Raw genomic sequence first — 14,079 nt, 5'->3', positions numbered from 1 at the left:
AATGCACAGCGGGTTTCCCCCATCCCTCCATTTCGATTGGGTCAACTCTTCCCAAACATCCTTCCCTTGCGTAAGGCTGTGCGGTCGTCCGGGATCACATACCGGACGCCCGATGCTCCTTTACCAACAAGGGATGCCGATGACCCTCACCCCCCAGCGGGAACCGAAGCCGGGCCCGAGACGCGCGGCCCGCATTGCCGTGGCCGCCGGTCTCGTCGCCGCGCTCTCCGCGGCCGGGCCGATACCCATGGCCATGGCCGTGGACCCCGCGCCCGCCGCGGCGGACCCCAGCGTCAAGTCCGCCCATGACAAGCTCGGTTCGGACGACGCCGACCTGCTCGCCGAGGCCAAGGCCGACGGCGCCAAGAACGTCACGATGATGGTCGCGACCGCGCCCGGCCAGACCGAGAAGGTCGCCGGGCAGCTGGACGCGGTCGGCTCTGTGGGCCGTACCTACGACAAGCTCGGCTACGTCCGGGCCACCGTCCCCACCGGCAAGGCCGACTCGGCCATCGCCGCCGCCACGAAGCTCTCCTCGGTGCACGGCATCGACCTGCGCGAGGAGATACCCCTGGACGATCCCGCCGTCGACACGAAGGAGTCGTCGGCCGCCGCCACCGCGGCCGCCGCCCCGGGCAAGAACACCCCGGCGGAGAATCCGTACAACCCGTCCTTCGAGACGGGCGCCGTCGACTTCGTCGAGGACCACCCGAAGTCGGACGGCCGTGGCATCACCATCGGCATCCTCGACAGCGGTGTGGACCTCGGGCACCCGGCGCTGCAGAAGACCACCACCGGCGAGCGGAAGATAGTCGACTGGGTCACCGCCACCGACCCCATAGTCGACAGCGACCGCACCTGGCGCCCGATGGTTACCTCCGTCTCCGGGCCCACCTTCACCTACGGCGGCAAGACCTGGACGGCGCCCGCGGGTTCGTACCAGGTGAGCACATTCCTGGAGTCGTACACCACCGGCGGTGACGCGGCGGGTGACGCCAACCGCGACGGCGACAAGACCGACTCGTGGGGCGTGCTGTACGACGCGGCGGCCGGCACGGTCCGGGTCGACCTGAACAACAACAACGACTTCGGTGACGACACCCCGATGAAGCCGTACAAGGACGGCTTCCAGATCGGGTACTTCGGCACCGACAACCCGGCCACCGACGTCGCCGAGCGGCAGCCGTTCGTCGTGGAGATCCGCAAGGACGTCCCGATGGACCCCCTCGGCGGCGACTGGGTCGGCCAGAAGCGCGACTTCGTCAACATCGGCGTCATCGAGTCCGAGCACGGCACGCACGTCGCCGGCATCACCGCCGCGAACGGCCTGTTCGGCGGCGAGATGAACGGCGCGGCGCCGGGCGCGAAGCTCGTCTCCTCCCGCGCCTGCACCTGGACCGGCGGCTGCACCAACGTCGCGCTCACCGAGGGCATGATCGACCTCGTCGTCAACCGCGGCGTCGACATCGTCAACATGTCCATCGGCGGTCTCCCGGCGCTGAACGACGGCAACAACGCCCGCGCCGAGCTCTACACGCGCCTCATCGACACCTACGGCGTCCAGCTGGTGATATCGGCGGGCAACTCCGGCCCCGGCGCCAACACCATCGGCGACCCGGCCCTGGCCGCCAAGGTCATCTCGGTCGGCGCGACCGTCTCCAAGGAGACCTGGGCCGCCAACTACGGCTCGGTCGTGTCCAAGCCGTACGCGATGATGCCGTTCTCCTCGCGCGGCCCGCGTGAGGACGGCGGCTTCACCCCGACGCTCTCCGCGCCGGGCGCCGCGATCAACACCATCCAGACCTGGCTGCCGGGCGCCCCGGTCGCCGAGGCGGGCTACTCGCTGCCGGCCGGCTACGGCATGCTCCAGGGCACCTCGATGGCGTCCCCGCAGGCGGCGGGCGCGTCGGCGCTGCTGCTGAGCGCCGCCAAGCAGAAGGGCATCGACCTGACGCCCGCGAAGCTGCGCACGGCTCTCACCTCGACCGCCGACCACATCAAGGGTGTTCAGGCGTACGAGGAGGGTGCCGGCCTCATCGACATCGAGGACGCCTGGGACTCCATCCGTGACGGCGCCACCGCCCACGAGTACACGATCAAGGCACCGGTCGACACCGCGATCGACCAGTTCCTGAAGACGCCGGGCTTCGGCACGGGCGTCTACGACCGCGAGGGCGGCCTCAAGGCCGGGCAGAAGAAGACGTACGACGTCACGATCACGCGTACGTCCGGCCCGGACAAGGCGATCCGGCACGAGCTGGACTTCGAGAACAACGCGGGTGACACCTTCCGGATCATCGGCGACGACGAGATCCGCCTCGGCCTGAACAAGCCGGTCACCGTCAAGGTCGCAGCCAAGCCGTCCTCGGCGGGCATCAAGAGCGCGATCCTGGAGGTCGACGACCCGCGCACCGAGGGCATCGACAAGCAGGTCCTCAACACGGTCGTGGTCTCCGCGCCGCTCAAGTACACCTACTCCGCGTCGGGTTCGGTGCAGCGCAACAGCACCAAGTCGTACTTCGTGACCGTCCCCGAGGGCGCGAAGTCGCTGGAGGTCGCGATCGGCGGGCTGAAGGGCAAGAGCCAGACCCGGTTCATCGCCATCGACCCGACGGGCGTCCCGGCCGACACCACGGGCACCCCGTACTGCTACAACAACTACCTCGACGGCAACGGCTGCAAGCCCGATGTGCGGTCGTACGCCGACCCGCGGGCCGGTGTCTGGGAGATCGAGGTCGAGTCCCGGCGTACGTCGCCGCTGCTCGACAACCCGTACAAGCTCGACGCCCAGGTGTTGGGCGCGACCTTCGACCCGGCGGAGAAGACCATCGCCGAGGCGAAGATCGGCACTCCGGTCACGGCGGAGTGGACCGTCACCAACGAGTTCTCCGCGATCGACGGCAGCCTGAAGGGCGGCTCCCTGGGTTCTGGCATGGTCGGCGAGAGGACCATCGCGGACGGCGAGTCGCAGGAGACCTCCCTCACTCTCCCCGAGGGTGTGGAGCGTCTTGAGGTGGCGATCGGGGGCGTCTCCGATCTGAAGGCGGACCTCGACCTCGCGGTGCTCAAGGACGGCCAGGTCGTCGGTCAGTCCGCCGACGGTGACTCGGAGGAGAAGGTCAGCGTGACCGCGCCGGCCGCCGGTACGTACACGATCGTCGTCGACGGCTACTCCGTTCCCAGCGGATCGACGTCGTACGGCTACAAGGACGTGTACTTCGCGCCCTCGCTCGGCGCGGTGACCACGGATGCCTCGACGGCTGTGAAGCTGGCGAGCGGCGAGTCGGCGAAGGTGTCCGCCGAGGTCCTGGTGAAGGGCGCGGCTCCCGAGGGCCGGAAGTTCTTCGGCGAGCTCCAGCTGGTGAACAGCCGCGGCACGGTCGCGGGGACGAGCACGGTCACCATCGAGAAGGCCGTTCCGTAGCAGTAGTTCCCGGCATGAGGACGAGCGGGGCCGGTGCTCGGCAGAGCACCGGCCCCGCTTCCGTCATCCCGCGGACCTGTGCCGTTTGACCACAACGGCGACCGCGATGACCAGCAGGACCGTCCACGCGGTGATCTCTATGGTCCCGAACCCGCTGCCGAGCAGGACCAGTAGGCCGGCGAACACCGCGACAGTCGCGAGAACCTTCAGGAGAAGCTTGACCACCAGGCGTCTTCCTTACTTGTTGGAGCTGGTGAAGGATGTGCCGCCGTTCCCCTTCACCTTGATCTTCGACCAGGGGTAGTTGGTGGCGTAGCAACCATAGACGGGCGCACAGAGATCGATGCGCCGCTTCATGAGCGAAGTGGCCGACGCGGCCGGAACCCTGCTCTTCTCGTTGCGCATGCGCTCGCCCACCTGAACGACATCCTGCTCGTTCGAGGTGTAGTCGGACCGCTCGCCCCAGGCCGTGACCTTGGATCCGTCGTACTTGAAGCGCGCCTTGTGGTGGTACTTGTAGATCACCGTTCCCGTGTAGCTGTAGTTCGTGACGGTGACGTGTGTCCACTTCCAGCGGCCCGCGGCCGCTCTCACCGAAGCGCCGGACGCCGCGGTCTCCTCGGGCACCTCCACGACGTCACCGACGGTAGAGTCCCCCCGGTCGGCCGCCAGCAGTCTCTTGAGTCCGTCGCTGGTCTCCGCCGCGGCTGAGTCCGCGTCGGAGAGCCCCGAGGTGGCGGTGGATTCCATGGTGCCGTCGGGAAGGATGACGTACTCGATCTCCTCGACCGACGTCCTGGGCTCGACGCGCGGGTCCGGCGTCGTCGCGGCCAACTCCGGAATGCCGGCGATCAGTTCGGCGTCCGCGTTGGTCCACGTTCCGTTCTGAATACGCTGCAGCGCAGCTGCCACGGCCGGGTCCGGAGTTCCGGCCGCATGGGCTGCCGGAACGGTGGCGGAAAGCGCGGCCACCGCGCTCAGAACCATCGCCGACTTGACGAAGCCGCTGCGAAGAGTGCGCGAAACGAGCATGCTGAAGCCACTCCTGAAATGTGGTGGGTGATGCGCTCCGGAATTTCCCGGCCCGCTGTTCGACTGCACCGAATCTAGAACGCCGTCACGGCATTCCCGAGAGTTTCCGGGTGGCAGCCGGCGGCCTTGGCACGTGGCGGCCAACCGGCCGGGCGAATCGCCCAATTCACCCCATCCAAGGTCGCCTGTCACATGAAAGTGCTGTTCGTTGCATGGCTTTCGCCTTAAACTTCGACGCGACCACAGAATTACTTGGAGTTACATCAGGGGGACAGGTGTCCAAGACGGCGAGTCTGAGCACTGAAGTCCAAGCCGTCTACCGGGCACTGCTCCAGCATCCCGAGTGGGGGCTGGCGGACATCGCACGGAACACCCGGCTGTCCGAGGACGAGGTCCGCTCCGCCCTCGACCAACTGACGGACCGCTCGCTGCTCCATGAACGCGCGGACAGCGGTGGCGGGTTCATCCCGGTCAACCCGGAGGTCGCACTGACACCCGCCCTGCGGCGCCTGGAGGCGGAACTGGACGCCCGGCGTGCCCATCTCGCCCGGGAGCGGGCGGCCATCGCCGATCTGGCCGCCGAGTACGCGGCGCTGACGACCGGCCGCGGCAGCGGGGACACGGAGCGGCTCGTCGGCGTGGACTCCGTGCGGGTGCGGCTGTTGGAGCTGTCCCAGCGGGCCGAGTCGGAGGTACGCACCTTCGTTCCGGGCGGCGCACTGAGTCCCGCCGCGCTGGCCGCGGGCCGCCCACTGGACGAGCAGAACCTGGCACGTGGTGTACGCATCCGCACCGTCTTCCTGGAAAGCGTCCGCAACGATCCGGCGACCGTCGACTACGCGACCTGGCTGACCTCCCTGGGCGGCGCGACGCGCACGGTGCAGGTGCTGCCGATGCGCATGATCCTTTGCGACGACATCGCCGGCATCGTCCCGATCGATGTCGACGACAGCAGCCAAGGCGCCTACCTCGTTCGCTACCCCAGCCTGGTCAAGGCCCTGGGAGAGCTCTTCGAGATGGTCTGGGAGCATGCCACACCGCTCGGGGCGCGCTCGGAAGGCGAACAGGACGACGCGCCCACCGATCGTGAACGCGCGCTGCTCAAGATGCTCGGCGCCGGGCTGACCGACGAGGGCATCGCCCGCAAGATGGGCGTGTCGCTGCGAACGGTGCGCCGGCACATGGCGGCCCTGCTGGAACGTCTCGACGCGCAGAGCCGGTTCCAGGCGGGAGCCGAGGCCGCCCGGCGAGGCTGGATGTAGCCGCTCCGCGGGATCGGGCTCGGTGGCCGGACCCGGCAATGGCAGCCTGCTGCCATTGCCGGACGAGCGCGGATGCACTCGACGACCGTCAGGATCGAAGTGTGTTCGCCGTCAAGGCCGTTCTGGCACCCCGCGCCGAGGCCACCGCCACCGATCCACCCGAACCTTCCTTTGCAGGGCACTTGTTGGGGGCTTCACCACCGGCCGTCGCGCACGTCACTCTCCGGCGCAGCAGCCGGGGCCTCACGGCCATGATCTTCACGGAGGCACGGGATCTCCGCGAGGCGGAGTCCGTGGCCCATGCCGCATGTCTTTCGTGGCTGGACGAGGAGCGGCTACGTGGCTGGTCCCTGGTCCGCTGCGAAGGGGATCTCTGGCTCACGGTCGAGGCCACCGAGGAGTATGGCATGTGAGTGTCATGTCCGCCGTGGGCCAGAGTGAAGTACTGACACGGACACCCGAAGGCGTCGATGATTTCTTCCGGAGCGGAAAAGCGCGACGGACACCGACCCCGTAGGCGCCGACTCCGCGCAGACCAATCGGCACAGAAATCGGGTGGGGAAATGAGAAATCGCACCACGGCGTCCGCCAGAATTATCGGCATCATGACAGCGGTGACCATTCCGTTCATTTCCCTTTCTGTCAGCGGCACACCGGACACCGAGTATTCGGCGGTGGCCCTGCAGCCGGCCGATGAGAAAGGCCCGTCCGAGGGCAGCGATCACATGCCCCCTCCCCAGAGCGATGGGCCGGACGGCTGGGTGTGGGACTGAGTCGTCGCCGCGGCCGTGAGGGCGGGCGTCCGGTCCAGTACCGGGCGCCCGCCCTTCGTCATTCGCAGGTCAGCTTGCGCGCCTCGGGCAGCGATGCGGTGATCCAGGCCCGTTCGGGGGCGATGTCCTGCTCGCCGACGACCCAGACGTCCGGGCTCGCGGCGTCCCTGGGGATGCCGACCAGGATGTGTTCGCCCTTGTCGACTGAGTCCTCCTCCATCACGAAGGTCACCTCGCCGTCCTCGCTCTTCGCCGGCTGGAAGAAGCGCGTCACGCTCAGGGTGATCCGCTCCTGCCCCGTCCCGGGCACCGGCGCCACGGCGATGACGTCGCCCTCGGCGACCAGGCGGGCGCAGGCGAGGTAGTGGGGGCTGCCGAAGGCGGTGCCGGAGGCCGGGGAGGCGGCCTCCTTGCTGTCGGCGGCCGCGTCCCCTCCCGAGCTCGCGGTGTCGCCGGACCCGGTCTGGGTCAGCAGCCAGCCCATGCCGACCAGCACGGACGCCGCGGCGGCCACGGCGAGGCCGCCGAAGGCGGCGGCGAACACCCGCCGCCGGACGCGGGAGGGCTGCCGTACCGGAACCGGGGCGGGCTCGGGGGCCGGTGCCGGTGGTTCGGCGAGCGCCCGCCCGATGATGTCCAGCTGCTCCCGCAGCAGCGCCACATCGGCGACCGCGGAGCGGTGCTCGGCCATGAAGGCGGAATCGGCGCGAGCCTCGTCCGGCAGAGGCTCGTCCATGATCGCGGCCAGCAGGGCATCGTCGCTGCTGATGTAGCTGCGCCGGTCTTCGTTCTCGGCGGCCATGTCACACCACCTCGTCCTCGTGCAGGCGGGCGCGCAGGGCCCGTACCGCCGTGTGCAGCCTGCTCTTGACCGTGCCCTCCGGGATGCCGAGCTGCTCGGCGATGCCACGCACGGGCAGGTCGGCGTAGAAGCGCAGGACGAGGACCTGACGCTGGGCGTCGGGCAGTTCGTCCAGGCCCTGGGCGACGGCGAGGGAGAGCAGCCTGGTGTCCTCGCCGGAGGGGTGGGCCGGCTCGCGCAGGGCGGCGAGCCGTTCGCCGAGCCGCTCCTGGCGCTTCTTGGCGCGGTGCCAGTCCATGGCGAGGTTGGAGGCGACCACCGCCGCCCACGCCGACACGTCCCGCGGCGCCTCCCGGCCGCTCGCGGTCCGCTCCAGCAGCCGCAGGCGGACCTGCTGTACCCCGTCCGGCAGGTCCGCCTGCGGCACCCCGCCCAGCGCGAGCACCGCCCGCACCCGACGCTCCTGGGCCGCGTCCAGCGGATCGTCCAGTACGTCCTGGACGGCGCCGCCCCCCTGGCCGCGGCGTGCCTTTCTGCGCAGCACAGCCACCCCTCCCCTCGCCGTGTTGTGCCTATGACGCCGGTGTGGGCCAAAACGTTCGGCCGGATTTTCCTCAGTGCCGCAGAGGCGTACGTCACACCGCTGCGTAGCCCGGTGGCGTGCGGGCAGGCGAGCTTGCGGCGCGGGGCCGCCGTGGGACGATTTTCTGCAGCTCAGACGGGGTGGGAGCCGTAGAACCGGAGCCGGGGACGGGGTCCGTCGCGTCCCATGGTTCGGGCATCCCGGTCAAACAATTGGACAGGCGGGCCGAGACTGACCGCATGATGGAAACGCCTCGGCCATGCAGCAGACACAGACAAGCCACGTAGAAGGAGTCGCCGTGAGGGTCGGAATCGTCGGAGCCACCGGTCAGGTCGGCACGGTCATGCGCAGGATCCTCGCGGAGCGTGAGTTCCCGGTGACCGAGCTGCGCCTGTTCGCCTCGGCCCGTTCGGCGGGGACGGTCCTGGACGGCGTGACGGTGGAGGACGCCACCACGGCCGACTACACCGGCCTGGACATCGTGCTGTTCTCGGCGGGCGGCTCGACCTCGAAGGCGCTCGCGCCGAAGGTCGCCTCGCAGGGCGCCGTGGTGATCGACAACTCCTCCGCCTGGCGCCGCGACCCCGAGGTCCCGCTGGTCGTCTCCGAGGTGAACCCGCACGCGATCGCCGACCGCCCCAAGGGCATCATCGCCAACCCGAACTGCACGACGATGGCCGCGATGCCGGTGCTGAAGCCGCTGCACGCGGAGGCCGGCCTCGAGGCGCTGGTCGTCGCCACCTACCAGGCGGTGTCGGGTTCGGGTCTCGCGGGCGTCGACGAGCTGTTCGAGCAGGTCAAGAAGGTCGGCGACGACGCGCCCAAGCTGACCCACGACGGCTCGGCGGCGGAGTTCCCCGCGCCGAACAAGTACGTCGCGCCGATCGCGTACAACGTCCTGCCGATGGCCGGCTCCATCGTGGACGACGGTCTGAACGAAACCGACGAGGAGCAGAAGCTCCGCCACGAGTCCCGCAAGATCCTGGAGATCCCCGGCCTGAAGGTCTCCGGCACCTGCGTGCGCGTCCCGGTCTTCTCCGGCCACTCCCTCCAGGTCAACGCCCGCTTCGCCCGCCCGATCAGCGTGGAGCGCGCCAAGGAGCTGCTGGCCGGCGCCCCCGGCGTGGCCCTCACCGACGTCCCGACCCCGCTGCAGGCGGCCGGCCAGGACCCGTCGTACGTCGGCCGTATCCGCAGCGACGAGACGGTCGAGCACGGCCTCGCCCTGTTCGTCTCCAACGACAACCTCCGCAAGGGTGCCGCGCTGAACGCGGTGCAGATCGCGGAGCTGGTGGCGGCCGAGCTGAAGGGCTGACGCCGGTACGCATGCGAAAGGGGCGCCCGCCGGGGAACGGGGGGCGCCCCTTCGTCGTGCTCAGAGGTCGAGATGGAGCCGAAGGGCGGCGTCGATCTGTGCCATGCGCTGACGAGGTACCGACCCGATCGGCCGCAGCAGCCGGTCCGGGGCCAGCGCACGGACCTGCTCGCACTGCACCTTGGAGTCCTTGAGGAGACCGCACTCCCCCGCGGGAAGCAGCACCTGGAACGGATGGACGCGCGAGGTGTTCGCGGTCAGGGGAACCAGCGTCACGACGCCCCGTCCGGTGCGCTCGACCGCCGTATTCGCACCGTCGTTCGAGACGATCACCGCCGGACGCGCCTTGCTGGCCTCACTGCCGCGCGTCGGCTCGTAGTCGACGAGGTAGATGTCACCGCGCTTCATCGGTCAACCCGTCCCCCGAGAACTGGTCCCAGAACTCGGCGTCCTCGCTGCCGTCCCACTCGGCGAACGCCTCCGCGTACTCCTGCTCCAGATGAGCTCGACGCAGCAGCTCGATGGCGTCGTGTATCACCGCGGACCGGGAGTCCGCCGCTTTCTTCGCGGCGTACTCGTCGACGAAGGCAACATCCTCCTCGGGCAGACTCACACTGATCTTCATACCCTCAGGGTAGCAAGGTATGACCACCTTGGCTACCAATCGTACTACCGATAGAGAGCCAACTCTTGCGCACCTCATAGAGGAAACACCCGTACTCCACAGCCCGCACATGGACGACCGCCACCGCTGGGTCGGCGAAAGCCTCCGCGAAGGCCCCCTCGAAACCCCCCGATTCCACGAGCCGGCCCCCGAGGATCCGCCCGTCGGCCGAGTACCGCCGCAGCGTGCGGTGGGCGTTGGTGAAGGGCAGCGTGTCCCCGTCGGGGCCGTCGCACTCCTCGGCGTGGACGAACACCGGCCCCTGCTCGTCGTAGGCCCCCGGATCGACCCCGTGCTCCGCCGCCCAGCGCCGCAGGGGCGCGTACGAGACGAGCGCGATCCGATCGCCGGGAGCGCTGCGGCGCAGGCAGCAGCGCAACGGCGCCCCGCCCTCCTCGTCGGTCACGGGAACCATGCGGCGTCCCGCGTCGTCAACTGAGCGCAACTCCTTCAGGACCGTCGGATCGATGGCGCGTGCGAGGTAGGCCGTCATGCCGCCAGCCTCACCCGCCCGTGCCCCGCCCACCGGCGGTGACCGGACATCGCGCTCCGTGCGAGTCCCATGGAAGGATGGCGCAACCCACACATATCGAGGAGATGACCGCGTGCCTGGCACAAACCTGACTCGCGAAGAGGCGCAGCAGCGGGCGAAGCTGCTGACCGTTGACTCGTACGAGGTCGATCTCGACCTCTCCGGCGCGCAGGAGGGCGGCACCTACCGGTCCGTGACCACGGTGCGCTTCGACGTCGCCGAGAACGGCGCCGACTCCTTCATCGACCTCGTGGCCCCGACCGTCCACGAGGTCACCCTCAACGGCGACCCGCTCGACGCGAGCGAGGTCTTCAACGACTCCCGGATCGCGCTGCCCGGCCTGCTTCAGGGCCGCAACGTGCTGCGGGTCGTCGCCGACTGCGCGTACACCAACACGGGCGAGGGCCTGCACCGCTTCGTCGACCCGGTCGACCAGCAGGCGTATCTGTACACCCAGTTCGAGGTCCCGGACGCCCGCCGCGTCTTCGCGTCCTTCGAGCAGCCCGACCTGAAGGCGACCTTCCAGTTCACCGTGAAGGCCCCGGAGGGCTGGACGGTCATCTCCAACTCGCCCACCCCGGAGCCCAAGGACAGCGTCTGGTCCTTCGAGCCGACGCCGCGCATCTCGACGTACATCACGGCGCTCATCGTCGGCCCTTACCACTCCGTGCACAGCGTCTACGAGAAGGAAGGCCAGTCCGTCCCGCTCGGCATCTACTGCCGGCCGTCGCTCGCCGAGTACCTCGACTCGGACGCCATCTTCGAGGTGACCCGGCAGGGCTTCGACTGGTTCCAGGAGAAGTTCGACTATCCGTACCCGTTCAAGAAGTACGACCAGCTGTTCGTGCCGGAGTTCAACGCGGGCGCGATGGAGAACGCGGGCGCGGTGACCATCCGCGACCAGTACGTCTTCCGGTCCAAGGTGACGAGCGCGGCGTACGAGACGCGCGCGGAGACCATCCTGCACGAGCTGGCCCACATGTGGTTCGGCGACCTGGTCACCATGGAGTGGTGGAACGACCTGTGGCTGAACGAGTCGTTCGCCACCTACACCTCCATCGCCTGCCAGGCGCACGCCCCCGAGTCGCGCTGGCCGCAGGCGTGGACCACCTTCGCCAACCAGATGAAGACCTGGGCGTACCGGCAGGACCAGCTGCCGTCGACGCACCCGATCATGGCGGAGATCCGCGACCTGGACGACGTCCTCGTCAACTTCGACGGCATCACCTACGCCAAGGGCGCCTCGGTCCTCAAGCAGCTCGTCGCGTACGTCGGCCAGGACGCGTTCTTCACGGGCGTCCAGGCGTACTTCAAGCGGCACGCGTACGGCAACACGCGCCTGTCCGACCTGCTGGGCGCGCTGGAGGAGACCTCCGGCCGCGACCTGAAGAGCTGGTCGAAGCTGTGGCTGGAGACGGCGGGCATCAACATCCTGCGCCCCGAGATCGAGACGGACGCGGACGGCGTCATCACGTCCTTCGCGATCCGCCAGGAGGCCCCGGCGCTGCCGACGGGCGCGAAGGGCGAGCCCACGCTGCGCCCGCACCGTATCGCGGTGGGCCTCTACAACCTGGACGACGAGTCGGGCAAGCTGCTGCGCGACGAGCGCATCGAGCTGGACGTGGACGGCGAACTGACGGCCGTACCGCAGCTGTCGGGCACGCGCCGCCCGGACGTCGTCCTCCTCAACGACGACGACCTGTCGTACGCGAAGGTCCGCCTGGACGAGGAGTCGCTGGCCTTCGTCAAGGACCACCTGGGCGACTTCGAGGCCTCGCTCCCCCGGGCCCTGTCCTGGGCGTCCTCCTGGGACATGGTGCGCGACGCCGAACTCGCCACCCGCGACTACCTGTCCCTGGTCCTGTCGGGCATCGGCAAGGAGTCCGACATCGGCGTCGTGCAGTCGCTGCAGCGCCAGGTGAAGCTGGCGATCGAGCTGTACGCCGCCCCGGCCGCCCGCGAGGCCCTGCTGACCCGCTGGACGGACGCCACGCTGGCCCACCTGCGCTCGGCGGACGCGGGCAGCGACCACCAGCTGGCGTGGGCGCGGGCGTTCGCGGCGACGGCCCGGACGCCGGAGCAGCTGGACCTGCTGGAGGGCCTGCTGGACGGCTCCCAGACGATCGAGGGGCTGGTCGTCGACACGGAGCTGCGCTGGGCGTTCGTGCAGCGCCTGGCGGCGGTGGGCCGCTTCGACGAGGCGGAGATCGCGGGCGAGTACGAGCGGGACAAGACCGCGGCCGGCGAGCGCCACGCCGCCACGGCCCGCGCCGCCCGCCCGACCGCCGAGGCCAAGGCCGAGGCCTGGTCGTCGGTCATCGACTCCGACAAGCTCCCGAACGCCGTCCAGGAGGCGGTGATCGCGGGCTTCGTCCAGACCGACCAGCGCGAACTCCTCGCCCCCTACACGGACAAGTTCTTCGAGGTCGTCAAGGACATCTGGGACGCCCGCTCCCACGAGATCGCCCAGCAGATCGCGATCGGCCTGTACCCGGCGATCCAGGTCTCCGAGGCCACGCTCAGCAAGACGGACGTCTGGCTGTCGTCGGCGGAACCGAACGCGGCCCTGCGACGGCTGGTGTCGGAGTCGCGGGCGGGCGTTGAGCGGGCGCTGAAGGCGCAGGCTGCGGACGCGGCGGCGGAGCGGTAGCCGTTTCGTAGGACGTACGTGGTGGGGCGCCCGGTACAACACTGGGCGCCCCCTGCTGCCCGAAGCGAGGAACCGCCTGGCCTGCGGGCCACTTCCAGCCCTACCTGCCCAGCCCGCGGGCAGTCGTGCCGCTGGGGCAAGTGAGCCCCGCAGCAACATCCCCCAGCGCCGCCAGCACCCGCCCCACCACAGCCCGCGCCTCCGCCCCCTTCCGGACGGCCGCCACCACATGCCGAACCGGCCGCGGCTCCCCCACCTCCCGCATCACGACACCGTCCCGCCCCACCGCAACCATCCGGGGCACCAACGCCACCCCCATCCCCGCCTCCACCATCGCCAGAATCGCCGTCCACCCCGCCGCCGAATGCCCCTGCCGAGGACTGAACCCGGCCGCCTCGCACGCCCCTCGCGTGATGTCCGACCACGGCCCGCTCCCTCCGAAGATCCACTCCTCCCCGGCGAGATCGGTCAGCCGCAGCCCTTCTACGGCCGCCAGTTCGTGCCCCTTCGGAAGCGCGACGTCCAACGGGTCCGCGAGCAGTTCCACCCGCGTGAAGCGCGCGTCCCCGACCGCCGGTGCCTGCGCGGCCAGCGACAGCGCGAGGTCCACCTCCCCCGCGGCCAGCAACTCGTACGCCTCCCCTGCCTCGGCCTCCCGCACCCGCACGACCACGCCGGGCGCCGTCTCCCGCAACGCCCGCACAGCCGGTACGACCAGCGCGGGCACCGCCGTGGAGAAGGCCCCCACCCGCACCTCGCCGAGCTCACCGTGCACGTAGGCCGCCAACTCGGCGTCCGCGCGCTCCAGTTGCTCGAACACGGCCTCGGCATGCCGCAGCACCAGCCGCGCCGCGTCCGTCAGCCGCACCCGCCGCCCCTGCGCCTCCAGCAAGGGCACCCCGACCTGCTTGGCGAGATTCGTCAGCTGCTGCGACACGGCCGACGGCGTCATCCGCAACGCCTCGGCTGTCGCGGTCACCGTCCCCCGCTCCCGCAACGTCCGCAGGATCTGCAGCTTCCGGATGTCCCAGTCGACCATGGC

General features: G+C 69.7%; 14 protein-coding genes. 6 read left to right on the top strand and 8 right to left on the bottom strand.

Annotation, left to right across the window (positions count from 1 at the left end; genetic code table 11):
* Positions 1–139 precede the first annotated feature (139 nt).
* Positions 140–3,424: a S8 family serine peptidase gene (locus IF78_RS0113625; RefSeq protein ID WP_031476807.1), complete on the top strand. Its 3,285-nt coding sequence runs from the start codon at positions 140–142 to the stop codon at positions 3,422–3,424.
* Positions 3,425–3,487: 63 nt separating this feature from the next.
* Here the strand turns inward: IF78_RS0113625 and IF78_RS48390 are convergent, their stop codons facing one another.
* Both IF78_RS48390 and IF78_RS0113615 read right to left on the bottom strand, forming a co-directional pair.
* Positions 3,488–3,649 carry a hypothetical protein gene (locus IF78_RS48390; RefSeq protein ID WP_158751366.1) on the bottom strand — a complete coding sequence of 54 codons (162 nt, stop codon included), beginning with the start codon at positions 3,647–3,649 and terminating at the stop codon, positions 3,488–3,490.
* 12 nt (positions 3,650–3,661) lie between these two features.
* The gene (locus IF78_RS0113615; RefSeq protein WP_031476805.1) at positions 3,662–4,456 is read right to left on the bottom strand and encodes a hypothetical protein; all 795 of its coding nucleotides are present in this window, start codon (positions 4,454–4,456) and stop codon (positions 3,662–3,664) included.
* A 275-nt stretch (positions 4,457–4,731) separates the two neighbouring features.
* Here IF78_RS0113615 and IF78_RS0113610 point away from each other — a divergent pair, with 275 nt between their 5' ends.
* From IF78_RS0113610 to IF78_RS0113600, 3 genes are all read left to right on the top strand, one after another.
* Entirely contained in the window at positions 4,732–5,718 is a 987-nt protein-coding gene (locus tag IF78_RS0113610) for a helix-turn-helix domain-containing protein (protein WP_037640397.1), read from the top strand.
* Between the two features lie 101 nt (positions 5,719–5,819).
* Positions 5,820–6,131 carry a hypothetical protein gene (locus IF78_RS0113605; protein ID WP_031476801.1) on the top strand — a complete coding sequence of 104 codons (312 nt, stop codon included), beginning with the start codon at positions 5,820–5,822 and terminating at the stop codon, positions 6,129–6,131.
* Between the two features lie 150 nt (positions 6,132–6,281).
* Positions 6,282–6,491, top strand: a complete 210-nt coding sequence (locus IF78_RS0113600; protein ID WP_031476799.1) for a hypothetical protein — start codon at positions 6,282–6,284, stop codon at positions 6,489–6,491.
* A 58-nt stretch (positions 6,492–6,549) separates the two neighbouring features.
* Here the strand turns inward: IF78_RS0113600 and IF78_RS0113595 are convergent, their stop codons facing one another.
* Together IF78_RS0113595 and IF78_RS0113590 are read right to left on the bottom strand one after the other, a co-directional pair.
* A complete protein-coding gene (locus IF78_RS0113595; protein ID WP_031476797.1) occupies positions 6,550–7,293 on the bottom strand; it encodes a hypothetical protein in 744 nt (247 codons plus the stop codon).
* A 1-nt stretch (position 7,294) separates the two neighbouring features.
* Positions 7,295–7,843 (bottom strand): RNA polymerase sigma factor, encoded by a 549-nt coding sequence (locus IF78_RS0113590; RefSeq protein WP_031476795.1) that lies wholly within the window; start codon positions 7,841–7,843, stop codon positions 7,295–7,297.
* A 331-nt stretch (positions 7,844–8,174) separates the two neighbouring features.
* On the opposite strand from IF78_RS0113590, the gene IF78_RS0113585 reads away from it, so the two are divergent.
* On the top strand, positions 8,175–9,191 hold the full coding sequence (locus IF78_RS0113585; RefSeq protein ID WP_031476793.1) for an aspartate-semialdehyde dehydrogenase: 1,017 nt from the start codon (positions 8,175–8,177) through the stop codon (positions 9,189–9,191).
* A gap of 60 nt (positions 9,192–9,251) precedes the next feature.
* On the opposite strand, the gene IF78_RS0113580 is transcribed toward IF78_RS0113585, so the two are convergent.
* From IF78_RS0113580 to IF78_RS0113570, 3 genes are read right to left on the bottom strand one after another with little or no spacing between them, the layout of a single operon-like run.
* Positions 9,252–9,599 (bottom strand): type II toxin-antitoxin system PemK/MazF family toxin, encoded by a 348-nt coding sequence (locus tag IF78_RS0113580; protein WP_031476791.1) that lies wholly within the window; start codon positions 9,597–9,599, stop codon positions 9,252–9,254.
* A complete protein-coding gene (locus IF78_RS0113575; RefSeq protein WP_031476789.1) occupies positions 9,586–9,816 on the bottom strand; it encodes a ribbon-helix-helix domain-containing protein in 231 nt (76 codons plus the stop codon). Before IF78_RS0113575 ends, IF78_RS0113580 begins: the two co-directional genes overlap by 14 nt.
* Positions 9,817–9,820: 4 nt before the next feature.
* The gene (locus IF78_RS0113570) at positions 9,821–10,348 is read right to left on the bottom strand and encodes a DUF1203 domain-containing protein (protein WP_051827809.1); all 528 of its coding nucleotides are present in this window, start codon (positions 10,346–10,348) and stop codon (positions 9,821–9,823) included.
* A gap of 112 nt (positions 10,349–10,460) precedes the next feature.
* Between IF78_RS0113570 and pepN the strand changes: the two genes are divergently transcribed.
* Positions 10,461–13,037 (top strand): aminopeptidase N, encoded by a 2,577-nt coding sequence (pepN, locus tag IF78_RS0113565; protein ID WP_031476785.1) that lies wholly within the window; start codon positions 10,461–10,463, stop codon positions 13,035–13,037.
* A 100-nt stretch (positions 13,038–13,137) separates the two neighbouring features.
* On the opposite strand, the gene IF78_RS0113560 is transcribed toward pepN, so the two are convergent.
* The gene (locus IF78_RS0113560) at positions 13,138–14,076 is read right to left on the bottom strand and encodes a LysR family transcriptional regulator (protein ID WP_031476783.1); all 939 of its coding nucleotides are present in this window, start codon (positions 14,074–14,076) and stop codon (positions 13,138–13,140) included.
* Between the last annotated feature and the right edge of the window lie 3 nt (positions 14,077–14,079).

The organism is Streptomyces bicolor (assembly GCF_000719285.1).
Lineage (GTDB): Bacteria > Actinomycetota > Actinomycetes > Streptomycetales > Streptomycetaceae > Streptomyces > Streptomyces bicolor.
The sequence above is the reverse complement of the archived record's forward strand: the minus strand, read 5'-3'. Positions and strand labels throughout refer to the sequence as shown.